The organism is Nocardioides dilutus (genome assembly GCF_054779555.1).
This window is the reverse complement of sequence record NZ_BAAGYA010000001.1, coordinates 597,583-618,733: the sequence shown is the minus strand read 5'-3', so window position 1 is coordinate 618,733 and position 21,151 is coordinate 597,583. Positions and strand designations below refer to the sequence as shown.

Below are 21,151 nucleotides of genomic sequence, written 5' to 3'. Positions count from 1 at the left end.
TGTGACCGACACCCACTGTCCCTACTGCTCCCTGCAGTGCGGCATGAGCCTCGAGCGTGCGAACCGCACGCTCGAGGTTCGGCCGTGGGCGGAGTTCCCCGTCAACGAGGGCGCGCTGTGCCGCAAGGGGTGGACCGCCGCGTCCCTCCGCGGCCACCGCGAGCGGCTCACCTCGCCGCTCGTGCGCGACCGGTCCACGGGTGAGCTGCGGACGGCGAGCTGGGACGAGGCGCTCGACCTGGTCGCGGCCGGCATCGCCGGGATCCAGGCGGACTCGGGTCCCGACGCGGTGGCGGTCTTCGGCGGGGGCGGCCTCACCAACGAGAAGGCCTACCAGCTCGGCAAGCTCGCCCGGGTCGCGCTGGGCACCAGCCAGATCGACTACAACGGCCGCTGGTGCATGTCGTCGGCGGCCTCCGCGGGCAACCAGGCCTTCGGGGTCGACCGGGGGCTCCCGTTCCCGTTGGCCGACGTCGAGGAGACCGACGTCCTGGTCCTCGTCGGCTCCAACCTCGTCGAGACGATGCCGCCCGCAGGCCGCCACCTCGACCGGCTGCGCGAGCGCGGCGGCCGCATCGTCGTCATCGACCCGCGGCGTACGCCGACCGCCGAGCGCGCCGACCTGTTCCTGCAACCCGTTCCCGGCGCCGACCTGCCCCTGGCCCTCGGCGTCCTCCACCTGCTCGACGCCGGCGGCGCGGTCGACGAGGACTACGTCGCGGCCCGGACCACCGGCTTCGAGGAGGTCCGGCGCGGGGCGGCCGCGTGGTGGCCTGAGCGGGTCGAGCGGGTCAGCGGCGTCCCCGCCTCCGAGCTCCGCGAGCTCGCGGACCTGCTCGCCGGCGCCGGGCGGGTCATGGTGCTGACCGCCCGCGGAGCCGAGCAGCACGCCCAGGGCACCGCCACCGTCCTCGGCTGGATCAACGTGGCGCTCGCCCTGGGCATGTGCGGGCGCCCCTTCTCCGGCTACGGCTGCCTCACCGGCCAGGGCAACGGGCAGGGCGGCCGCGAGCACGGCCAGAAGGCCGACCAGCTGCCGGGCTACCGGATGATCGACGACCCGGCCGCCCGGGCGCACGTCGCGGCCGTGTGGGGCGTGACGCCCGAGTCGCTGCCCGGTCCGGGCCGCTCGGCGTACGAGCTGCTGGACTCGCTCGGCACCGCGGACGGCCCCCGGGGCCTGCTGGTGTTCGGCAGCAACATCGTTGTCTCCGCCCCCAACGCGACCCACGTGACCGAGCGGCTGGCCTCGCTCGACCTGCTCGTCGTCGCCGACCTGGTGATGTCGGAGACCGCGGCGATGGCCGACGTGGTGCTGCCGGTGACCCAGTGGGCCGAGGAGACCGGCACCATGACCAACCTCGAGGGCCGGGTGATCCTGCGGCAGCAGGCTGTCGAGCCGCCGCCCGGTGTCCTCTCGGACCTCGACGTGATCGCCGCGCTCGCCGAGCGTCTCGGCTCGCCGGTGCCGTTCGCGGCCGACCCCGAGGAGGTCTTCGCCGAGCTGGCCCGGGCGTCGTCCGGCGGCCGCGCCGACTACGCCGGCATCACCTACGACCGGATCCGGTCCGAGCACGGCGTGTTCTGGCCGTGTCCCGACCCCGAGCACCCGGGGACGCCCCGGCTGTTCGCCGGCCGGTTCGCCCATCCCGACGGCCTCGCCCGGTTCGTCGCTGTCGACCACCGCGGTCCGGCCGAGCCGACCGACGACGACTTCCCCGTCCACCTCACCACCGGCCGGGTCCTCGCGCAGTACCAGTCCGGCGCCCAGACCCGGCGGGTCCGCGACCTGCCCGACACCGGTCCCTTCGTCGAGCTGCACCCGATGCTGGCCGACCGCGTCGGTGCCCGTGACGGCGAGCTCGTCGTCGTGGCCACCCGGCGCGGTGAGCTCAAGGCCCCGGCCCGGGTCGTCTCGACGATCCGCCCCGACACCGTCTTCGTGCCGTTCCACTGGGTCGGCGCCAACCGGCTGACCAACGACGCCCTCGACCCGTCCAGCCGGATGCCGGAGTTCAAGGTGTGTGCAGCGCGGGTGCGCGCATGAGGATCGTCATCGTCGGCGCCGGCATGGCCGCGGCGCGCCTCGCCGACGGGCTCTCCGGCCACGAGGTCACGCTGCTGGGCGACGAGGCCCACCCGCCCTACAACCGGATCCTGCTCTCCGCCGTCCTCGAGGGCACCCACGACGCCTCCAGCCTCGCGCTGCGGCTCGCGGACCACGTCGACCTCCGGCTCGACGCCCGGGTTGTCGAGATCCACCGCGACGAGTGCGAGGTCGAGCTCGCCGACCGGTCGCGCCTGCCCTACGACGCGCTGGTGCTGGCCACCGGCAGCATCCCGACCCTGCCGCCCATCCGCGGCATCGTCCGGGTCGACGGCCGGCTCGACGACCGGGTCCACGCGTTCCGCAGCCTCGACGACTGCCTGCGCCTCGACGCCGCGGTGCCGGACGCCCGGCGGGCGGTCGTGGTGGGCGGCGGCCTGCTGGGCCTCCAGGTCGCCCGGGCGCTCGGCGTCCGCGGCCTGGAGACCGAGGTCGTCGAGGGTGGCGACCACCTGCTGCGCAGCCAGGTCGAGGGCAAGGCGGGCGCGATCCTGGCCCGGGACCTCAAGCGGCTCGGCACCAACGTCTACACCGGCGCCCGCGCCACCCGGCTCACCGACGAGGGGCCCAGCCGACGATTGAGCCTCGACAACGGCTACGAGCTGGACGATGTCGACCTGGTGGTGCTCACCGCCGGCGGCCGGCCCTCGACCGCGCTGGCCCGGCGCGCCGGCCTCGAGGTGCGCCGCGGCATCGTCGTGGACGACCGCCTCACCACCAGCGACCCACGGATCCACGCGATCGGCGACTGCGCCCAGCACGGCGGCCGGGTCACCGGGTTCGTGCCGCCTGCCTGGGAGCAGGCCGGGGTCCTGGCCAGGGTGCTCGCCGGCGAGGAGGCGACGTACGACGGCAGCCGGACCGTGGCCCGGCTGCGGGCCACCGGCCTCGACGTCGCCGTCCTCGGTGACCCGCTGGAGGCCGAGGGCCAGGTCGTCGAGGTGTCCAACCCAGTGGTCGGGTCGCACCGCCGGCTGGTGGTCCGCGACGGGGTCGTCGTGGCCGCGACCCTGGTCGGCGACCTGTCCCGGATCGGGCTGATCACCCAGCACTTCGACCGGCGCACGGTCCTCGGCCCCGCCGAGCCGGGCGACCTGCTGATGCCCGACCGCCCGCCACTGCCGCACGTGCTCGGCGCCGACGCCGAGGTCTGCGCCTGCGCCGGCGTCTCCGCCGGGGCCATCAGGGCATGCGCCTCCCTCGCCGAGGTGCGGGAGACCACCCGGGCCACCACCGGCTGCGGCGGCTGCACCGACACCGTTCGCCAGCTCCTAGCCCAACGCACCACCCCCACCCTGGAAGGAACCAGAGCATGAGCCCCCAGTTCCGCCGCCGCCTCGTCGTCGTCGGCCACGGCATGGTCGGCCACCGCTTCGTGCAGGCCGCCATCGAGCGCGGCCTCACCGAGACCCACGACGTCGTCGTCATCGGTGAGGAGCCGCGACCGGCCTACGACCGGGTGGCTCTCACCTCGTTCTTCGAGGTCGGCGCCGACGCGCTCTCGCTGCTGCCCGAGGGGGAGTACGACGACCCGCGCGTCGAGCTCGTCGTCGGCACCGCCGTCGAGGGGTTCGACACCGAGACGCAGACGGTGCTCCTGGAGGACGGCCGGGTGGTCGAGTACGACGAGCTCGTGCTCGCGACCGGCGCCGCGCCGTTCGTGCCGCCGGTCCCCGGTCACGAGCTGCCGGGGTGCTTCGTCTACCGGACCATCGAGGACCTGGAGGCGATCCGGGAGGCAGCGGCCGGGGCCACGGTCGGCGCGGTCATCGGTGGCGGCCTGCTCGGGCTCGAGGCCGCCAACGCCCTGGCCCAGCTCGGCCTGGAGACGCACGTCGTCGAGATGGCCCCGCGGCTGATGGCGGTCCAGGTGGACGACGCCGGCGGGGCCACGCTGCGCCGCCACATCGAGGGTCTCGGGCTGAGTGTGCACACCGGCGCGACGACCACCGAGGTGATCGAGCGCGACGGGCGGGCCGCTGGCCTCGGCCTCAAGGACGCCGAGCCGATCCCGGCCGAGGTCGTCGTCTTCTCGGCGGGCATCCGGCCCCGCGACGCCCTCGCCCGGAGGGCCGGGCTGGACCTGGCCGAGCGCGGCGGCGTCCTGGTCGACGAGCAGTGCCGCACCTCCGACCCGCACGTCTGGGCGATCGGTGAGTGCGCCGCCCCCGGCGGGATGATGTACGGCCTGGTCGCGCCGGGCTACGCCATGGCCGAGGTCGTCGTCGACGCCCTGCTCGGCGGCCCGGGGAGCTTCACCGGCGCGGACATGTCCACCAAGCTCAAGCTGCTCGGCGTCGACGTGGCCTCGTTCGGCGACGCGTTCGCCAAGACCGAGGGCGCCCTCGAGCTCGTCTTCGCCGACGCCGTCGCCGGGGTCTACAAGAAGCTCGTGGTCAGCGAGGACGGCGGGCGGCTGCTCGGCGGCGTGCTGGTCGGCGACGCGACGGCGTACGGCGTGCTGCGGCCGATGGTCTCCAGCGGCATCCCGCTGCCGGACAACCCCGAGGAGCTGATCCTCCCCCTCGGTCGCGGTGGCGTGGAGCTCGGCCTCCCCGACGAGGCCCAGGTCTGCTCGTGCAACGACGTGACCAAGGCCGAGATCACCGAGGCGGTGGCCGAGGGCGGCACCTGCGACAGTCCGTCGTGCGTCACCGCCTGCACCCGCGCAGGGTCCACCTGCGGCTCCTGCAAGCCGGTCGTCAAGAAGATCGTCGAGGAGTACTTCGAGTCGGTCGGCAAGGTCGTCGACCGCAGCCTCTGCGAGCACTTCCCGATGACCCGTCAGGAGCTCTTCGACGTCGTCGCGGTCCACGGCTACCGGTCCTTCGACCAGGTCGTCGAGGGCCACGGCCGGGGTCGCGGGTGCGACATCTGCAAGCCGGCGGTCGCCTCCATCCTGGCCTCGCTGGTCGGCGGGCACGTCCTGGAGGGCCCGACCCGCGTGCTGCAGGACACCAACGACGCCTTCCTCGCCAACATCCAGCGCAACGGCTCCTACTCCGTGGTCCCGCGCATCCCCGGCGGCGAGATCACACCGGAGAAGCTCATCGCCATCGGCGAGGTCGCCCGCGACTTCGGGCTCTACACCAAGATCACCGGCGGCCAGCGGATCGACCTGTTCGGCGCCCGGGTGGAGGAGCTGCCGGCGATCTGGCGGCGGCTGGTGGACGCGGGCTTCGAGTCCGGCCACGCCTACGGCAAGGCACTGCGCACCGTGAAGTCCTGCGTCGGCTCCACGTGGTGCCGATACGGCGTGCAGGACTCCGTCCAGCTCGCGATCGACCTCGAGCTGCGCTACCGGGGGCTGCGCTCGCCGCACAAGCTCAAGGGCGGAGTCAGCGGCTGCGCCCGCGAGTGCGCCGAGGCCCGGGGCAAGGACTTCGGGGTCATCGCGACCGAGAAGGGCTGGAACCTCTACGTCGGCGGCAACGGCGGTGCGACACCGGTGCACGCGCGGCTGCTGGCGGGCGACCTCGACACCGAGACGCTGGTCCGCTACCTGGACCGGTTCCTCATGTACTACATCCGCACGGCCGACCGGCTGCAGCGCACGGCCCCCTGGGTCGACTCGCTGGAGGGCGGCCTCGACCGGGTCCGGGAGGTCGTCGTCGACGACGCGCTCGGGCTCGGCAGCGAGCTCGAGGCGGCGATGGCCCGGCACGTGGAGGGCTACCGCGACGAGTGGGCCGCGACCCTGGAGGACCCCGACAAGCTGCGCCGGTTCGTCTCGTTCGTCAACGCCCCGGGTGTGCCCGACCCGCACATCACCTTCCGCGACGAGCGTGACCAGATCGCGCCCGCCGACTCCGCGGGCCCGGTGTCGCTGGGCGCGACGATCCCCGTGGGGGCGCCCCGATGACCCCGATGACGAGCACCGGGGTGGACACGTCGACCTACACCGAGGTGTGCCGCGTCGACGACATCGACGTCGAGGGAGGTGTCGCAGGTCTCGTCGACGGCGAGGCCGTGGCCATCCTGAGGACACACGACGGAAACGTCTACGCAATCAGCAACTACGACCCTTTCTCCAACGCCTCGGTGCTTTCGCGCGGCATCGTCGGCTCCCGCTCCACGGCGGAGGGCGACGTGCCGTTCGTGGCCTCACCGATGCACAAGCAGGCTTTCGACCTGCGCACCGGCCAGTGCCTCGACGACGCGGACGTCCGGATCCCGACGTACGACGTGCGGGTGCTCGACGGCTGCGTGCTCGTCGGCCCCGCCCAGGAGTTCCCGCAGACCTAGGAGACACAGTGAGCCTGCCGCTCACCGGCTACCGGATCGGCGTCACCGCCGCCCGGAAGGTCGACGAGCAGGTCGGCCTCCTGGAGCGCCGCGGGGCGGACGTGGTCTGGGCCCCAGCGCTGTCCATAGCGCCCAACCAGGTCGACGACGCCTCCCTGCGGGACGCGACGCTCGACGTGCTGGCCCGGCCGGTCGACCTGTTCCTCGCGACGACCGGCATCGGCATGCGGGCGTGGTTCGACGCCGCCGAGGCGTGGGGACTGCTGCCGGACCTCCTCGCGTCGCTCGAGCGGGCCGAGATCCTGGCCCGCGGCCCCAAGAGCGTCGGCGCCCTCCGCCGACGCGGGCTGCGCGAGCTGTGGGCCCCGGACTCCGAGTGTTTCGACGACGTGCTCGCCCACCTGCGGGGCCGGTCACTCGACGGCCTGCGGATCGTGGTGCAGGAGCACGGCCAGTCCCTCTCGATGGACGCCCACGCCCTACGCCGGCAGGGAGCCGACGTCACCACGGTCACCGTCTACCGGGTCGCCTCGGCCGAGGACCCCGAGCCGATGTTCCGGATGGTCGACCTGGTCGCGGACCGCGCTCTCCAGGCGGTCACCTTCACGTCCGCGCCAGCGGTTGCCGCGATGATGGAGGCGGCCGGCTCGACGGGTCGCCGCGACGACGTGATCGGCGCCTTCCAGGCCGACGTGCTGGCCGCCTGCGTCGGCCCGGTCACCGCCGCGGCGTTCGAGATGTGGGGCGTGCCCACGATCTTCCCGGACCGTTCGCGGCTGGGTGCCATGGTCAAACAGCTGGAGACCGAGCTGCCGTCGCGGACCGCGGGCACCACGCTGGAGGTGGCCGGTCACCGGTTGCTCGTCCATGGCGAGACGGTCCTGCTGGACGGCGTCGAGACCAAGCTCTCCCCCGCGCCGTTCGCCGTCCTGCAGAGCCTGATGGTCAACCCGGGGCACGTCGTCTCCCGTCGCGAGCTGCTGGCCGCGCTTCCCTCGGGGACGGCGGGCTCCGAGCACGCGGTGGAGATGGCGGTGGCCCGGCTGCGGGCCTCGATCGGCACCCGCTGCGTGCAGACCGTGGTCAAGCGCGGCTACCGGCTGGCGGTCTCGCTGCCCGGCTCGGTGCCCGGGTCGACGCCGGGGTCGCCGTCATGAGGCTGGTCACCGTCGCCCACGGGACCCGGCTGGCCGCCGGCAACCGGGTCGCGGCGGACCTCACCGCCGCGGCCGGCGTGGAGCTCGGCCTGCCCGCCACGGCGGCGTACGTCGAGCTGTGCGAGCCCTCGCTCGAGTCGGTGCTGGCCTCGTCGGCAGAGCCCACGGTCGTGGTCCCGTTGCTGTTGTCCACCGGCCACCACGTCCGGCACGACCTGCCCGCGTCCGTGGCGGGCGCTGCCGGGCCGGTGGTGCTCGGGCCGGCGCTGGGGCCTCATCCCCTGCTGGCGCAGGCCCAGGCCGAGCGCCTCCTCGTGGCGGGAGCAGTGCCCGGCCAGCCGGTCGTCCTGGTCGCGGCAGGGTCGCGCGACCCGCTCGCCGCGCGTGACCTCGACCAGGCCGGCCGCCTCCTCGCCCAGCGGTGGGGTGGGCCGGTCGCTGTCGCGACCCTGGGCGGACCCGGTGAGCGCCCCGCCGACCTGGTCACCCCCGAGTGCGCGGTGTCGCCCTACCTGCTGGCCGAGGGCCACTTCGCCGAGCGACTCCGCGAGCAGTGCGCCGGGGCCCGCGTCGTCGCCGGGGTCATCGGTGCCCACCGCCGCGCGGTGGAGCTGGTGGTACAGAGGTTCCGTGAGGCTGTGAGGGAGGTTTCACCAGGCGCGGTCGCCTGAGCGCAACGAGGTGAAACAGGCCGGCGGCAACGTTCCTCCATGGACACCGACCTGCTGACCGAGAGCCTGATGCTCGCCGACGCACCCGAGGACGGGTTGACCCGTCGCTTCTACGACATCCTCTTCGAGCGCTATCCGGACGTCCGCCCGCTCTTCGGCGCGGACCTCGGGCCGCAGGCAGCGATGCTCCGCACCGCCGTGCTCGCGGTGCTCGACCACCTCGACGACGAGCCGTGGCTGGCGAGCACGCTGGGCTCGTTGGGCGCCAAGCACGCGGAGTGGGGCGTCACCGAGCCGATGTACGCCGCGGTGGCCGAGTGCATGCTCGCCGCCATGGCCGAGCTCGCCGGCGACGACTGGACGCCGGACATGACCGCGGCGTGGACCGAGGCGCTGACCGCCGTGGCCGGGCTGATGCTGGCCGGCGACCCTGCCTTCCGGGCCGAGGCGAGCTGACCCCTGGGGCTTGCTCAGCCGGCTCAGCGGAAGTCGATGAGCAGCATGTCGGTGTCGGCGCCGTCCGAGGTCTGGGCGGCCGGCTCGGCCTCGACAGTGCTGGTCTCGGAGGTCCCGGTGTAGGACGCCGGCCGGTCCAGCACCCGGGTCCGGTAGCAGTGTGCGCCGTAGGGCAGCTGCATGCCGTCCATGCCGCGGCCGTATTCGCCGTAGAGAGCGAGCACCTCGGCGATCTTGGCCTCGCGCTGGTCAGGAGGAAGGGTCGCGATGTTGGAGCGGGAGAGCACGAGGTCCTTGATCGAGTGCTGGTCGACCTGCTGGCGGAAACGGAACACCGCGTGCTCGAGCTCGCCGAACAGGCCGGTGCCCTCCAACGCACCGGACGGGTCACGGAGCTGCTCCTGGGTGCCGATGATCGCGCCGAGCCTGCGTACCCACGGCACCCGCTCGTCGCGCTCGTTCCAGACCATCGACAGCCGGCCCCCGGGCTTGAGCACCCGGGCGATCTCGGGCAGCGCCTTGTCGAGGTCGAACCAGTGGAACGCCTGCGCGCAGACCACGACGTCGTAGGAGCGGTCGCCGGCCGGGATCTCCTCCGCGGACGCCTGTGAGGTGCGCACCTTCGGCAGGCGCTCGGAGAGCCTGGCCAGCATCGCCGCGTCCGGGTCCGTGGCGTGCACGTCGTGACCGAGGGCGACCAGCTGGTCGGTGAGCTTGCCGGTGCCGGCGCCGAGCTCGAGCACCGACACCGGGGCGTCAGCGGTCAGCCAGGCGGCCGCCTGACGGGGGTAGGTCGGCCGGCCGCGGTCGTAGGCGTCGGCCACCGCTCCGAAGGAGTGGGCGTAGTCGGGGGCGTCGTGGCTCATCACCGCCGAAATTACCCGGTGGGTAGCGTTCCGGCCGTGACCTCGCCCGCCGCGTCCTCGCCGAGCTCGCAGGAGTCGCTGAAGTCACTGGCGAACCTCGAGGGTGTCCCGTCGGCGTTCGCCGCGGCCCGCGACGGGATCGACGCGCTGCTGCGCGACCGGGGCCTGCGGCGCACGGCGCCGGAGATGACCGCGGAGTCGCTGCTTCGTGGCGCCCACGCCAGCGCAGTGCTCGAGGGCTCGGCGTCGTCCCTCGACGAGGTCCGGGCCGGGGCGGGCGACGAGGTCTCCCAGGACGCGGTCCGGCTCTCCACCGAGCTGCTGTCGTGGGGACCGACGCTGTCCCGCTCGCCGCTGCAGGTGCTGGCGCGCCTGCACACCGTGGTCGCGGCCCGGTCCCTGCCCGACGACCGGCTCGGCCGGCCGCGCGACGCGGAGTCGGCGGCCAGGCTGCACGGCGTGGCCGACGTCCTCGCCGCGAGTGCCGACACACCGGCGATGCTCGTGGCCGCCGTGGCCCACGCCGAGCTCCTGGCCGCAGCGCCCTTCGGGTCCCACAACGGGGTCCTCGCCCGCGCCGTCGAGCGCCTGGTGCTGGTCTCCCGCGGCGTGGACGAGAAGTCGCTGGTGGTGCCGGAGCTGGGCCACCTGGCCAACCGCGCGGCGTACGAGTCCAACCTCGGCGCCTACCGCGACGGCGGTCCCGCAGGGGTCCACGCGTGGCTGCTCTACGCCGCCGAGGCCTACGCCGCCGGGGCCGAGGCGAGCCCGCTCGCGGACGCCTGACACATGGCGAGTGCGGCCCAGGAAGGCCGCACCCACGCCCCAAGATCCTCCCTTCGGGGCTCGATTTCAAGGCCTTGTCTGCGCGCCCGAAGAGGCGTAGACATGAGGACAGACAACTACACAGACAACACGCGAGCCGGGTACCCACGCGGCGATCTACCCTCTCGAAGAGGGCGCTTGCCACACCGGAACCTGTCCGGGGCAGTAGTTAGATGTTGCACGCCTGGTAGCCGATCGGCTCACGTGTCAGCGGTGGCACTCGAGGTCCTGGAGAACTCGGGTGCCACCTGCATTTGAGGAGCGCAGCGACGAGCGTGCAGCCGAGCCTCCGAACGTCACGCGATGTGAGCTCGTGAACCGTCCGAGCGGGAGCTCAGACGCCCAGCCGCTTCTTCCGCGCGTTCGCCCAGAGCACCCCGCCAGCCGCCAGCACCCCGCTCACCGCCAGGACCGCAATGGTGTGTTTCGCCGGCGGCAGCGAGACCCGGCTGCGCAGCGCGACCGGCTTGGTGAAGACCAGGACCGGCCACCCTTTCGCCACCGCCACCCGGCGGAGCTCCTTGTCCGGGTTGACGACGTGCGCGTGCCCGACCACCTCGAGCATCGGGACATCCGTCACGGAGTCGCTGTAGGCGTAGCACTCGTCGAGGTCGTAGCCGCGCAGCTCGGCCAGCTCGACGATCGCGCGGGCCTTCTCCTCGGCGTAGGCGTAGTACTCGATCTGACCGGTGTACTTGCCGTCGACCACCTCCAGCCGCGAGGCGACCACGATGTCCGCCCCCAGCATGGCGCCGATCGGCTCGACCACCTCGGTGCCGCTGGTGGAGACGATGACGACGTCCCGGCCGGCGGCCTTGTGCTCCTCGATCAACCCGACCGCCTCGTCGTAGACCAGCGGGTCGACGACGGTCTGGAGGGTGTCGGCGACGATCTCGCGCACCGTGGCCACGTCCCACCCGGCGACCAGGGTCGACATGAACGCGCGCATCTTCTCCATCTGGTCGTGGTCGGCACCGCCGAGCACGTAGACGAACTGGGCGTACGTCGAGCGCAGCACCGCGCGCCGGGAGATGAGGCCGCCCGCCTGGAACGGCTTGCTGAACGCCATCGTGCTCGACTTGGCGATGATCGTCTTGTCGAGGTCGAAGAAGGCCGCGGTGCGTCCAGGAGGCCGCGAGGATGTCACCGCCGCGGCCATGCCTTCATCGTAGGTGGGCACCCGGCTGTGCCGCGGGAGATCCGGCTCGCGCGCACAAGCCCGGTGTGAAGCACGTTGTCCACAGGTGACGTGTCGTCGGGACCCGGCGGTCGCGGCCCCGGGCAGGGTCGCGTCATGCGCCCTCCTCTGGTCGTCTCGCGCGACTCACCTCTCCTCGAGGAGCTCATCCGCCTCACGGCGGCCGCGGGGGTCACCCCCCACGTGGAGCCGCCCGGGATCGCCGCGCTGCAGGGCTGGGTCCTCGCCCCGCTGGTCCTCGTCGGCCTCGACGCCGCTGCGGAGCTGCAGTCCTTGGGGCCACCTCGGCGCCCGGACGTGCACGTCGTCACCGCCACGCCCCCCGAGCACGGCGACACTGACACGACCTACCGGACGGCGCTCGCGCTGGGAGCGGAGCGGGTCCTCAGCCTGCCGGTCGACGCCGAGTGGCTGACCCAACGGCTCATCGACGCCGGAGACGACGGGCTGGCTCCGGGCCGCCTCGTCGGGGTGCTCGGCGGCTCGGGTGGCGCCGGGGCCACGACGTTCGCCTGCGCCCTCGCCCAGGTCGCCTCTCGGTCCGGCACCGCACTCGTCGTCGACACCGACCCCCTCGGCCCAGGGGTCGACCGGGTGCTCGGCCTCGACGCGACCGAGGGGGTGCGCTGGCCCGACCTCGAGACCACGACCGGGCGGCTGGGCGCCCGCGCCCTCCGGGAGGCACTGCCGGGGCGCGACCGGCTGAGCGCCCTGTCCTGGCCGGCCGGGCGCTCGGCACCCCTGGAGCCCGGCGTCCTGCGCGAGTGCCTTTCCGCCGCTCGGCGCGGACACGACCTGGTCGCAGTCGACCTGCCCCGCAGCGCCGACCCGATGGTGGCCGAGGTGGCCTCGCGATGCGACCTGGTCGTGCTCGTGGTGGCGCCCACCGTCTGCGGGGCGGCTTCCACGACGAGCACCGTGGCCCGGTTCGAGCAGCGCGGACAGTGGGGCGTCGTCGTGCGCGGACGGGGCCTGGATCCCGACGACGTCGCCCGGGTCACCGGGCTGCCGCTGTTGGCGGAGATGGCCGACCAACGACGGGTCGTCGAGTCCGTCGACCTCGGCCTCGGCCCGGTGCGCTCGCGTGGTGGGCCACTCGCCCGGGCGGCGTCCCGGGTGCTGGCGGCGGTGCGCCCGTGATCGACCGATCGGGCACAGCCCTGGTGGAAGTGGTCCGGGAGCGCCTCGCGAGGACGCCTGGGGAGCTGACGCCCCACCGGGTGGCCGAGGCCCTGCGCGAGACCGGCCGGCCGGTCGGAGACGCGACCGTCCTCACCGTCTACGAGTCCCTCCGGCACGACGTGGTGGGCGCGGGCCCGCTGGAGCCCCTGCTCCGGCAGGACGGGGTCACCGACGTGCTCGTCAACGGGCCTGGTCAGGTCTACGTCGACCGCGGCGCCGGTCTCGAGGGCGTCCCGGTCCGGTTCCCCGACGACGAGGCGGTCCGCCGGCTGGCCCAGCGCCTCGCTTCCCTGGGGGGTCGCCGGCTGGACGACGCGACCCCACACGTCGACGTCCGCCTGCCCGACGGCACCCGGCTGCACGCGGTGCTCGCCCCGGTCTCCCGGCCCGGCACGTTGATCTCGCTCCGGGTCCCCCGGGCCCGGGTCTTCAGCCTCGACGAGCTCATCGACGCCGGCACCGTGTCCCGCGCCGGAGCCGAGCTGCTCCGTGGGCTGGTGGCCTCCCGCGTCGCCTTCCTGGTCAGCGGGGGCACGGGCTCGGGCAAGACCACGCTGCTCTCCTCGCTGCTGTCGCTGGTCGACCCCGCGGAGCGGGTCGTGCTGGTCGAGGACGCCGCCGAGCTGCGCCCCGACCACCCGCACGTGGTCGGGCTCGAGGCGCGCACCGCCAACGTCGAGGGGGCCGGGGCGATCGAGCTCCGCACGCTGGTGCGCCAGGCACTCCGGATGAGACCGGACCGGCTGGTCGTCGGCGAGGTCCGGGGCGGCGAGGTGGTCGACCTGCTGGCGGCGCTCAACACCGGGCACGACGGCGGCTGCGGCACGGTGCACGCCAACTCGGCCGGCGACGTCCCCGCCAGGGTGGAGGCGCTGGCCCTGGCCGCCGGCCTCGACCGGCTCGCGGTGCACAGCCAGCTCGCCTCCGGGGTCGCGGCGGTCGTCCACCTCCGCCGCGGCCGCGACGGCCTACGCCGGCTCGCCGAGGTCGCGTTGCCGACCAGGGACACGGCCGGGTTCGTCACCATGACGCCCGCCGTGACCGTGTCCTCCGACGGCGGGCTCCGGGAGGGTCCGGCGGTGGCGCGGCTCCAAAGGCTGCTGGACGGCAGTGGCCGGTGAGCAGCGTCTCCGGGCTGGGGGCCGTCCTCGCCTCGGTGGCCGCCGTCGCGCTGCTGCTGACGCCACCGCGTCCGAGCGGTGCCGACGGTCGTGCGTGGCCGGGCTGGCTGCTCGTGGCGGCGGCAGTGACTGCGGCCGGGCTGGTCGCCGGGCCCGACCGGCTGGTGCCCACGCTCGTCGCGGCCGCCGCCTGCTGGTCGGGCTGGTCACTGTGGCGACGACGACGCCGACGTCATGAGGAGTGGCTCGTCGCGGAGCGGGTGCGCGAGGCGTGCGAGCACCTCGCCGCCGAGCTCGCGGCCGGCCGGCCGTCCGGCGCTGCCCTCGACCAGGTGGCCCTGAGCTGGTCGCCGTTGGCCCCGGTGGCCGAGGCCCACCGGGTCGGCGCCGACGTCCCAGACGCCCTACGGCAGGCAGCTTCCCTCCCGGGCGCTGCCGACCTGCGGCTCCTCGCGGCCGCCTGGCAGGTGGCTCACCGCACGGGCCAGGGACTCGCGTCGGCCGTGGAACGGGTCGCCGGTGACCTGGTCGCGACCCGACGCACACGTCGCGTGGTCGAGGGCGAGCTGGCCTCGGCCCGGGCCACGGCCAGGCTGGTCGGCGGTCTGCCGCTGCTGGCCTGGGCGATGGGGTCCGGTGCCGGCGGCGACCCGCTCGGGTTCCTGCTCGGCACCCCACTGGGGTGGGGCTGCTTGGTGCTCGGGGTGGCCTTCGGGGTGGTCGGTCTGTGGTGGATCGAGGCGATCGCGCGCAGCGTCCTCGACGGGGCCGACGGGCCATGAACGGCAGTGCGGTGGTGGCGGTGTGCCTGGGGCTCGCGGCAGCCATCACAATGCCTCCGGCGCCGCCCAGGTGGGCGCCGGCACAGGGCGGCCGCGATGTCGAGGCACCCGCCGGCGAGGGCTGGATGAGGCGATGGCGCCCCTTGTGGGCACTGCTCGCCGGGGGCGCGGCGGCGACGTTCCTCTCCGGGTCGCTGGCCTGGCCGGGCGGGCTGGTCGCCACGCTCGCGGTCTGGGTGGTCATCGGTCGGGCCGAGCCACCTTCGGTGCGACGGGCGCGCGAGAGGGCACGACGAGACCTGCCCCACCTGGTCGGACTGCTTGCCGACGCACTGCGGGCCGGCCAGTCGCCTACCGACGCGCTGGCCCTGGTCACCCGGGCTCTGCCCGGGCCCGCGAGCGACCGGCTGGCACCCGTCGTCCCGCGGCTGCGGCTCGGCGTCGAACCGCAAACCGTGTGGGCGAGCCTGGCCGCCGACCCCGCTCTGGCGCCGCTCGGCCGGGTCCTGTCCCGTGCCGAGGCGACGGGCGCCCCCATCGTCGGTGCCGTGGCCCGCCTGGCCGAGGCCCTGGCCGAGGACGTGCGGGGCGAGGTCGAGGACCGCGCCCGCGCGGTTGGCGTCAAGGCCGCGCTCCCCCTGGGGCTGTGCCTGCTGCCGGCGTTCGTCCTGCTGGGCATCGTGCCGGTCGCCGCCGGGATGCTCGACACCCTGGGCCTGTGATCTGGGCCTGTGATCTGGGCCCCTGACCACCAACCCTCCCCAGCGCACCTGTGACAGCGCTGCTCCACAGGTGGCCGCCGACCCGGCCTCGAGCGGGGCGGGCCTCGCGCAGAGTCGCTGCAGCCGGCCGCGACGCGGCCACCCGACAAGGAGGACTCGCATGCACCACACCACGCCCACCCCTTGCGCTCCGGGCCGCAGTGACGACGGCATCACCACGGCGGAGTACGCCGTCGGCACCGCCGCCGGCGCCGGCCTGGCCGGGCTGCTCTACCAGCTGCTCACCGGAGGCTTCGGCGACCGGCTGCTCAAGACGCTGTTCGACCACGTCTTGGGGCTCCTGGGCATCGGATGACCCGACCAGGACGGCAGGACGAGCGGGGGGCCGTGACGGCCGAGCTGGCGCTCGTCCTGCCGATGCTGGTGGCGGTGACAGTCGGACTGGTCTGGCTGCTGGCCGTCGGCAGCGCCCAGGTGCGCACCGTCGACGCGGCCCGCGAGACCGCCCGGGCTCTGGCCCGGGGCGACGAGCAGGCCGCCGCGCTCGCGCGAGGAAGGCAGGTGGCCCCACCCGGCAGCACCTTCACGGTGGTGCGCACCGGCGGCGAAGTACGGGTGACGGTCAGCGACGAGGTGACCGGCCCCGGCGGCCTGTTCTCCCGCCTGCCGACACCGACCGTCCGCGCCGAGGCCGTCGCGGCCGACGAGCAGGAGACGCCGTGAGCCCGCGCCGGTCCAGGGGCGAGCACGGCGCCGCGACGGTGCTGGCGATGTCGTTCCTGGCCGTGCTGCTCCTCGTCGGCAGCGCGTTGGCGGTCGTCGCCGCCATGGTGGTCGCCCACCGCGCGGCTCAGTCCGCGGCGGACCTCGCGGCGCTGGCCGGGGCGGGTGCCGTCGCCGAGGGCACCGACCCGTGCCTGGCCGCAGCCGGACTGGCCGCCGACAACCACGCGCGGCTGGTCAGCTGCTCGGTGGCCGGGCGCGAGGTGACCGTCGAGGTGTCGGTGCCTGGGCCACGCTGGCTCGGCCAGCCACACGACCTGACGGGCCGGGCGCGTGCCGGGCCCGCGGAGACTCAGATCGTCGGGCGATCCTCGTCGGCGTGGTCGCTGATGTCGTGGCGGCGCTCGGCGTCAGCACGGTCCAGCTTCTCGGACAGCTCGTTGAGCTTCTTCTGCTCGCGGCGGCGGGCCAGCCCACGCTTGGTGCCCCACTTGAAGATGGAGAACCCCCACAAGACCGCCACGCCTGCGGCGACCCCGACGATGAAGAGGCCGAGCGGCGAAACCTCGACGCCGACCAGCTCGATGTCACCGCCGACGATCTCGACGGTGAAGACCGCGGCGACGATGGCCAGGGCCCCGAGCGCGATCAGGATCAGTCCGAGCAGCAGCATGGGGGGACAGTACCGCTGCACTGCGCCGGCGGGCAGCAACCGGAGCGCGCGGATCCTCGGGACCGAGACGCCTGCGCCAACCTTTCACGGACGCCTTGCCAGCGTGATTACATTGGGGTCGGCGCAGGAGGGGTTCACAGGTGACCACCCCGCGGCTCGGACAGGGAGCACACGTGGATCTGACTCTTTCGACCCGAGAGGTCGACGGCACCACCATCGTCGCGGTCGGTGGCGAGATCGACGTCTACACGGCTCCCAAGCTGCGCGACAAGATCACCGAGCTCGTCGCTGACGGTGTCTTCAACATCATCATCGACATGGAGTCGGTGGAGTTCCTCGACTCGACGGGTCTCGGCGTCCTCGTCGGCGGGCTCAAGAAGGTCCGCGCCCACGACGGTGCGCTGGAGCTCATCTGCACCCAGGACCGGCTCCTCAAGATCTTCCGGATCACCGGGCTCGCCAAGGTCTTCGTCATCCACGACTCCGCCGACGGAGCGCTCGCCGCCCGCTGAGGCCACCGGCCGGTCGGCGGCCCCGTGCGACAGGTCACACCGGGTTCGGTGACCCGGTTTCCCATGCGTAGACTCCGGCTCGTTCCGTGCCCTGTCGGCCCTTCTGCGCAGGTGGACAGCCGGCGCGGCGTTCTCAGCTCATCCCTGATCTGCATGGAGGCAACCGCATGGCCGGGATCATTCCCGCTCTCGCCACTCCCCTCGCCATCGAGCTCGAAGGCACCAACCTGGTCCTCGTCGTCGTCGTCGCCCTGATCGCGCTCGGCGCGCTGGCGATGGGTGCGATGTTCCGCCAGGAGGTCCTGTCGGCCGACGAGGGTACCGACAACATGAAGAACATCGCCCTGGCGGTGCAGGAGGGTGCGGACGCCTATCTGCAGCGCCAGTTCCGCACCCTGGCGATCTTCGCGGCCATCGCGTTCTTCGCGCTGCTCGCGCTCCCCGCCGACGACGCCGCGGTCCGGATCTTCCGTTCCGTGTTCTTCCTCGTCGGCGCCGGGTTCTCGGCATCCGTGGGATACCTCGGCATGTCGCTCGCGGTGCGCGCCAACCTCCGGGTGGCCGCCGCAGCCAACACCCAGGGCCGCGACCCGGCGATGAACATCGGTTTCCGCACCGGGGCAACCGTCGGCATGCTCACTGTCGGCCTGGGCCTCCTCGGCGCCAGCGTCGTGGTGCTCGCCTTCCAGGACCAGGCCCCCAAGGTGCTCGAAGGCTTCGGCTTCGGCGCCGCCCTGCTCGCCATGTTCATGCGTGTCGGCGGCGGGATCTTCACCAAGGCCGCCGACGTCGGCGCCGACCTGGTGGGCAAGGTCGAGAACAACATCCCGGAGGACGACCCGCGCAACGCCGCCACTATCGCCGACAACGTCGGCGACAACGTGGGTGACTGCGCCGGCATGGCCGCGGACCTGTTCGAGTCCTACGCCGTCACCCTGGTGGCCGCGCTGATCCTCGGTTCGCAGGCGTTCGGCGAGAAGGGCCTGGTCTTCCCGTTGCTCGTCCCCGCGATCGGCGCCCTGAGTGCCGTGGCCGGCGTCTTCCTCATGAAGCCGCGGGCGGGCGAGAACGGCCTGGTCACGATCAACCGCGCGTTCTACCTCTCCGCCGCGGTCGGTGCCATCGGCAGCGCGATCCTCGCGTTCGTCTACCTGCCTGGTGAATGGAGCAAGCTCAAGGGTGCCGGCGGCTTCGGCGGCGTGTTCAGCCTCGGTGAGGAGCCCCCGACCAGCCCGCGGGTCCTGGCGGCCGGAGCGGTCGTCATCGGCATCGTGCTGGCCGCCGCCATCCTGGCGCTGACCGGCTACTTCACCGGCACCGACTACAAGCCGGTCAAGGACGTGGGCGCGACCTCGCGCACCGGCCCGGCGACGGTCATCCTCTCCGGCCTCGCGGTCGGCTTCGAGTCGGCGGTCTACACCGCCATCGTGATCGGCGCGGCTGTGTTCGGCGCCGCCCTGCTCGGTGGCTCGGCGGCGCTCTTCGCGGTGGCACTGGCGGGCTGTGGCCTGCTGACCACCGTCGGCGTGATCGTGGCGATGGACACCTTCGGCCCGGTCTCCGACAACGCGCAGGGCATCGCCGAGATGTCGGGCGACGTCAGCCCGGAGGGCGCGCAGATCCTGACCGAGCTCGACGCGGTCGGCAACACGACCAAGGCGATCACCAAGGGCATCGCGATCGCGACCGCGGTGCTGGCGGCGAGCGCGCTGTTCGCGTCCTACACCCAGGACGGGGTCGAGGCGCTGGCCGAGGCCAGCGGCGTGACCGGCGAGGAGGGCAGCGCGTTCGCGCTCGGCTTCCTGGTCTTCGACGCCAAGCTGCTCGTGGGCGCGCTCCTCGGCGCGGCCGTGGTGTTCCTGTTCTCCGGCCTGGCGATCAACGCGGTCGGCCGGGCGGCCGGCGCGGTGGTCTTCGAGGTCCGCCGCCAGTTCCGAGAGATCCCCGGGATCATGGAGGGCACGGGTCGTCCGGAGTACGGCAAGGTCGTCGACATCGTCACCAAGGACTCGCTGCGCGAGCTGGCGACCCCCGGGATCCTCGCGATCCTGGCTCCCGTGGCCGTCGGCTTCGGCCTCGGGGTCGGTCCGCTGGCCGGCTTCCTGGCCGGCGCGATCGTGACCGGCACCCTGATGGCGGTGTTCCTGGCCAACTCCGGTGGTGCCTGGGACAACGCCAAGAAGCTGGTCGAGGACGGCCACCACGGCGGCAAGGGCTCGTCGGCCCACGAGGCGACGATCATCGGCGACACCGTCGGTGACCCGTTCAAGGACACCGCCGGCCCGGCCATCAACCCGCTGCTCAAGGTCATGAACCTGGTCTCGCTGCTCATCGTGGCGGCGATCGTGGACATGTCCTACGGCGAGGGCGAGAACGACGTCCTGCGCATCATCATCGCGCTGGCCGCCGCCTCCGGCATCGCCGCCGCCGTGATCATCTCCAAGCGGCGCTCGACGGTCCTCGGCGACGACGAGGACACGCCCGCATCACCGGCGACACCGGCTCCGACGACCGAACCGGCCGTCTAGCCACAGGCTCCACACGCCGACCCGCCCGACCTGTTCGGGCGGGTCGGTGTCATTTCGGGGTCATCGAGGGAGCAGGACGACGAACGTCGCTCCGCCCTCCGGCGCGGTATCCACGTCGATCCGGCCGCCGAGCCGCTGGACCAGCCGGTGAGCGATCGCCAGCCCGAGGCCGGCGCCACCCGCCCGGTCCGGGTGGCGCTCGTGCAGGACGCCCGGCGCGAACGCGACCGCGGCCTCCTGCGCCGTGAGGCCAGGGCCCGAGTCGCTGACCTCGACCCGCACGCCCGCGTCGTCGGGCCCGGCCCGCAGGACGACCCGGTCGCCCCCGGCGCACACCCGCACCGCGTTGTCCACGAGCACGTCGAGGACCTGGCGCAGGCGGGCGCCGTCGGTCACCACGACACAGGGAGTCGTGACGGTCTCGACAGTGACCCCGGCCCGTTCGGCACGGTCGCGCCAGGCGACGGCCGCCTGCTCGACCACCTCGGCGACGTCGACCTCACCGGGCGAGAGGACGAAGTCGTCGGCCTCGAGGCGCGAGAGCGCGAGGAGATCGGCGACGTAGCGCTCCAGCCGCTGCGTCTCGGCGACCATGGTCCGGCCGACCGAGGCCGCCTCGTCCGGGCCGACGACGCCGTCGGCCAGCCCCTCGGCGTACCCCCGGATGGTGGTCAGCGGGGTCCGCAGCTCGTGCGAGACCGACCGCAGGAACTCGCGCTGCCTGCCCTCGCTGGTGGCCAGGGCGGCGTCCAGACCGCCGAGCGCGGTGGCCACCTCGGCGACCTCGAGGGTGGTCGACGCCGGCACGGGTACGCCGCGCTCGCCCGCGGCGAGCCGCCGGGCCGCGGTGGCGGTCTCGGCCAGCGGCCGGGACAGCCGGCGGGCGAGCACCGTGGCCGCCAGGACGGCGACCACCAGTCCGAGCCCGATCGCCAGGACGACCCGGCGCACCAGCCGGGCACCGACCGCGTCGGCCAGCCGGAGGTCCTTGGCGACGACCACCGCGCCGCCGTCCCGGGTCGGCCGGGCCTCGAGGAGGAGCAGGTCGCCGTCGTAGCGCGTCCGCGACGAGACCGGCCGCCCCTCGGCGAGCGCCTCCACGTCCTCCGGGGCGAGGGCGGCCGCGACCCCCTCGGCGCTGCCGTCGGGACCCACCAGACCCAGGATCACGTCGCTGTCCGCGGTCAGCCGGTCGAGCCGCTCGGAACGGAGCACCGCCGGGGGAAGCCTGGCCAGCAGCTCGGCCTGCTGGGCGAGCGGCTCCCGCACGGCGTCGCGGGTCGCGCCGGAGAGCAGCGGCGCGGTGAGCAGACCGGCCAGCAGCGCGCCGAGCACCGCCACGCCCGTCATCGCCAGGAGCAGCCGCGAGGAGAGGGAGCGCAT

At 73.7% G+C, this 21,151-nt stretch carries 20 protein-coding genes and 1 pseudogene; 17 read left to right on the top strand and 4 right to left on the bottom strand.

Going from position 1 to position 21,151, the window contains the following annotated elements; all coding sequences use genetic code 11:
* Position 1 precedes the first annotated feature (1 nt).
* From ACYVC6_RS02995 to ACYVC6_RS02965, 7 genes are read left to right on the top strand one after another with little or no spacing between them, the layout of a single operon-like run.
* Positions 2 to 2,047 (top strand): molybdopterin oxidoreductase family protein, encoded by a 2,046-nt coding sequence (locus ACYVC6_RS02995; RefSeq protein WP_460710817.1) that lies wholly within the window; start codon positions 2 to 4, stop codon positions 2,045 to 2,047.
* On the top strand, positions 2,044 to 3,423 hold the full coding sequence (locus ACYVC6_RS02990) for an FAD-dependent oxidoreductase (RefSeq protein WP_460710815.1): 1,380 nt from the start codon (positions 2,044 to 2,046) through the stop codon (positions 3,421 to 3,423). Before ACYVC6_RS02995 ends, ACYVC6_RS02990 begins: the two co-directional genes overlap by 4 nt.
* Positions 3,420 to 5,969 (top strand): nitrite reductase large subunit NirB, encoded by a 2,550-nt coding sequence (gene nirB / locus ACYVC6_RS02985; protein WP_460710814.1) that lies wholly within the window; start codon positions 3,420 to 3,422, stop codon positions 5,967 to 5,969. The genes ACYVC6_RS02990 and nirB overlap by 4 nt, the downstream gene beginning before the upstream one ends.
* Entirely contained in the window at positions 5,966 to 6,352 is a 387-nt protein-coding gene (gene nirD, locus ACYVC6_RS02980) for a nitrite reductase small subunit NirD (RefSeq protein ID WP_460710811.1), read from the top strand. The genes nirB and nirD overlap by 4 nt, the downstream gene beginning before the upstream one ends.
* A gap of 8 nt (positions 6,353 to 6,360) precedes the next feature.
* Entirely contained in the window at positions 6,361 to 7,509 is a 1,149-nt protein-coding gene (locus ACYVC6_RS02975; RefSeq protein ID WP_460710809.1) for a uroporphyrinogen-III synthase, read from the top strand.
* The gene (locus tag ACYVC6_RS02970; RefSeq protein WP_460710807.1) at positions 7,506 to 8,180 is read left to right on the top strand and encodes a sirohydrochlorin chelatase; all 675 of its coding nucleotides are present in this window, start codon (positions 7,506 to 7,508) and stop codon (positions 8,178 to 8,180) included. The genes ACYVC6_RS02975 and ACYVC6_RS02970 overlap by 4 nt, the downstream gene beginning before the upstream one ends.
* A gap of 39 nt (positions 8,181 to 8,219) precedes the next feature.
* On the top strand, positions 8,220 to 8,636 hold the full coding sequence (locus ACYVC6_RS02965) for a globin domain-containing protein (protein ID WP_460710806.1): 417 nt from the start codon (positions 8,220 to 8,222) through the stop codon (positions 8,634 to 8,636).
* Between the two features lie 23 nt (positions 8,637 to 8,659).
* On the opposite strand, the gene ACYVC6_RS02960 is transcribed toward ACYVC6_RS02965, so the two are convergent.
* Entirely contained in the window at positions 8,660 to 9,502 is an 843-nt protein-coding gene (locus ACYVC6_RS02960; protein WP_460710805.1) for a class I SAM-dependent methyltransferase, read from the bottom strand.
* Positions 9,503 to 9,538: 36 nt separating this feature from the next.
* On the opposite strand from ACYVC6_RS02960, the gene ACYVC6_RS02955 reads away from it, so the two are divergent.
* Positions 9,539 to 10,288 carry a Fic family protein gene (locus tag ACYVC6_RS02955; RefSeq protein ID WP_460710804.1) on the top strand — a complete coding sequence of 250 codons (750 nt, stop codon included), beginning with the start codon at positions 9,539 to 9,541 and terminating at the stop codon, positions 10,286 to 10,288.
* Between the two features lie 373 nt (positions 10,289 to 10,661).
* Here ACYVC6_RS02955 and ACYVC6_RS02950 read toward each other — a convergent pair whose 3' ends face one another.
* On the bottom strand, positions 10,662 to 11,486 hold the full coding sequence (locus ACYVC6_RS02950) for an HAD family hydrolase (protein ID WP_460710803.1): 825 nt from the start codon (positions 11,484 to 11,486) through the stop codon (positions 10,662 to 10,664).
* Positions 11,487 to 11,621: 135 nt separating this feature from the next.
* Here ACYVC6_RS02950 and ssd point away from each other — a divergent pair, with 135 nt between their 5' ends.
* The 7 genes and pseudogenes from ssd to ACYVC6_RS02915 all read left to right on the top strand — a co-directional run.
* The gene (gene ssd / locus ACYVC6_RS02945; protein ID WP_460710802.1) at positions 11,622 to 12,665 is read left to right on the top strand and encodes a septum site-determining protein Ssd; all 1,044 of its coding nucleotides are present in this window, start codon (positions 11,622 to 11,624) and stop codon (positions 12,663 to 12,665) included.
* Positions 12,662 to 13,828, top strand: coding sequence for a TadA family conjugal transfer-associated ATPase (locus ACYVC6_RS02940; RefSeq protein WP_460710801.1), 1,167 nt, complete (start codon positions 12,662 to 12,664; stop codon positions 13,826 to 13,828). Before ssd ends, ACYVC6_RS02940 begins: the two co-directional genes overlap by 4 nt.
* Positions 13,825 to 14,610 (top strand): type II secretion system F family protein, encoded by a 786-nt coding sequence (locus tag ACYVC6_RS02935; protein WP_460710799.1) that lies wholly within the window; start codon positions 13,825 to 13,827, stop codon positions 14,608 to 14,610. Before ACYVC6_RS02940 ends, ACYVC6_RS02935 begins: the two co-directional genes overlap by 4 nt.
* On the top strand, positions 14,607 to 15,332 hold the full coding sequence (locus tag ACYVC6_RS02930) for a type II secretion system F family protein (RefSeq protein ID WP_460710797.1): 726 nt from the start codon (positions 14,607 to 14,609) through the stop codon (positions 15,330 to 15,332). Before ACYVC6_RS02935 ends, ACYVC6_RS02930 begins: the two co-directional genes overlap by 4 nt.
* Positions 15,333 to 15,492: 160 nt before the next feature.
* Positions 15,493 to 15,687: a DUF4244 domain-containing protein gene (locus tag ACYVC6_RS02925; protein ID WP_460710795.1), complete on the top strand. Its 195-nt coding sequence runs from the start codon at positions 15,493 to 15,495 to the stop codon at positions 15,685 to 15,687.
* 32 nt (positions 15,688 to 15,719) lie between these two features.
* Positions 15,720 to 16,055, top strand: a complete 336-nt coding sequence (locus tag ACYVC6_RS02920; protein ID WP_460710793.1) for a TadE family type IV pilus minor pilin — start codon at positions 15,720 to 15,722, stop codon at positions 16,053 to 16,055.
* Positions 16,052 to 16,387 (top strand): annotated as a pseudogene (locus ACYVC6_RS02915) (Rv3654c family TadE-like protein); the annotation flags it as partial. The gene ACYVC6_RS02920 and the pseudogene ACYVC6_RS02915, both read left to right, overlap by 4 nt.
* 20 nt (positions 16,388 to 16,407) lie before the next feature.
* Here ACYVC6_RS02915 and ACYVC6_RS02910 read toward each other — a convergent pair.
* Entirely contained in the window at positions 16,408 to 16,728 is a 321-nt protein-coding gene (locus ACYVC6_RS02910) for a hypothetical protein (RefSeq protein WP_460713347.1), read from the bottom strand.
* 173 nt (positions 16,729 to 16,901) lie between these two features.
* Between ACYVC6_RS02910 and ACYVC6_RS02905 the strand changes: the two genes are divergently transcribed.
* A complete protein-coding gene (locus ACYVC6_RS02905; RefSeq protein WP_460710791.1) occupies positions 16,902 to 17,240 on the top strand; it encodes an STAS domain-containing protein in 339 nt (112 codons plus the stop codon).
* Positions 17,241 to 17,407: 167 nt separating this feature from the next.
* The gene (locus tag ACYVC6_RS02900; protein ID WP_460710789.1) at positions 17,408 to 19,768 is read left to right on the top strand and encodes a sodium-translocating pyrophosphatase; all 2,361 of its coding nucleotides are present in this window, start codon (positions 17,408 to 17,410) and stop codon (positions 19,766 to 19,768) included.
* A 60-nt stretch (positions 19,769 to 19,828) separates the two neighbouring features.
* Here ACYVC6_RS02900 and ACYVC6_RS02895 read toward each other — a convergent pair whose 3' ends face one another.
* Positions 19,829 to 21,151 carry a sensor histidine kinase gene (locus tag ACYVC6_RS02895; RefSeq protein ID WP_460710787.1) on the bottom strand — a complete coding sequence of 441 codons (1,323 nt, stop codon included), beginning with the start codon at positions 21,149 to 21,151 and terminating at the stop codon, positions 19,829 to 19,831.

What these genes read in the sequence shown, in the direction of transcription:
- ACYVC6_RS02990 (WP_460710815.1), top strand. Translation starts at nt 2,044, where the DNA reads ATGAGGATCGTCATCGTCGGCGCCGGCATGGCCGCGGCGCGCCTCGCC.
- nirB (WP_460710814.1), top strand. Translation starts at nt 3,420, where the DNA reads ATGAGCCCCCAGTTCCGCCGCCGCCTCGTCGTCGTCGGCCACGGCATG.
- ACYVC6_RS02950 (WP_460710803.1), bottom strand. Translation starts at nt 11,486, where the DNA reads ATGGCCGCGGCGGTGACATCCTCGCGGCCTCCTGGACGCACCGCGGCC.
- ACYVC6_RS02910 (WP_460713347.1), bottom strand. Translation starts at nt 16,728, where the DNA reads ATGCTGCTGCTCGGACTGATCCTGATCGCGCTCGGGGCCCTGGCCATC.
- ACYVC6_RS02895 (WP_460710787.1), bottom strand. Translation starts at nt 21,151, where the DNA reads ATGCGCTCCCTCTCCTCGCGGCTGCTCCTGGCGATGACGGGCGTGGCG.
- ACYVC6_RS02965 (WP_460710806.1), top strand. Translation starts at nt 8,220, where the DNA reads ATGGACACCGACCTGCTGACCGAGAGCCTGATGCTCGCCGACGCACCC.
- ACYVC6_RS02925 (WP_460710795.1), top strand. Translation starts at nt 15,493, where the DNA reads ATGCACCACACCACGCCCACCCCTTGCGCTCCGGGCCGCAGTGACGAC.
- ACYVC6_RS02960 (WP_460710805.1), bottom strand. Translation starts at nt 9,502, where the DNA reads ATGAGCCACGACGCCCCCGACTACGCCCACTCCTTCGGAGCGGTGGCC.
- ssd (WP_460710802.1), top strand. Translation starts at nt 11,622, where the DNA reads ATGCGCCCTCCTCTGGTCGTCTCGCGCGACTCACCTCTCCTCGAGGAG.
- nirD (WP_460710811.1), top strand. Translation starts at nt 5,966, where the DNA reads ATGACCCCGATGACGAGCACCGGGGTGGACACGTCGACCTACACCGAG.
- ACYVC6_RS02900 (WP_460710789.1), top strand. Translation starts at nt 17,408, where the DNA reads ATGGCCGGGATCATTCCCGCTCTCGCCACTCCCCTCGCCATCGAGCTC.
- ACYVC6_RS02970 (WP_460710807.1), top strand. Translation starts at nt 7,506, where the DNA reads ATGAGGCTGGTCACCGTCGCCCACGGGACCCGGCTGGCCGCCGGCAAC.
- ACYVC6_RS02930 (WP_460710797.1), top strand. Translation starts at nt 14,607, where the DNA reads ATGAACGGCAGTGCGGTGGTGGCGGTGTGCCTGGGGCTCGCGGCAGCC.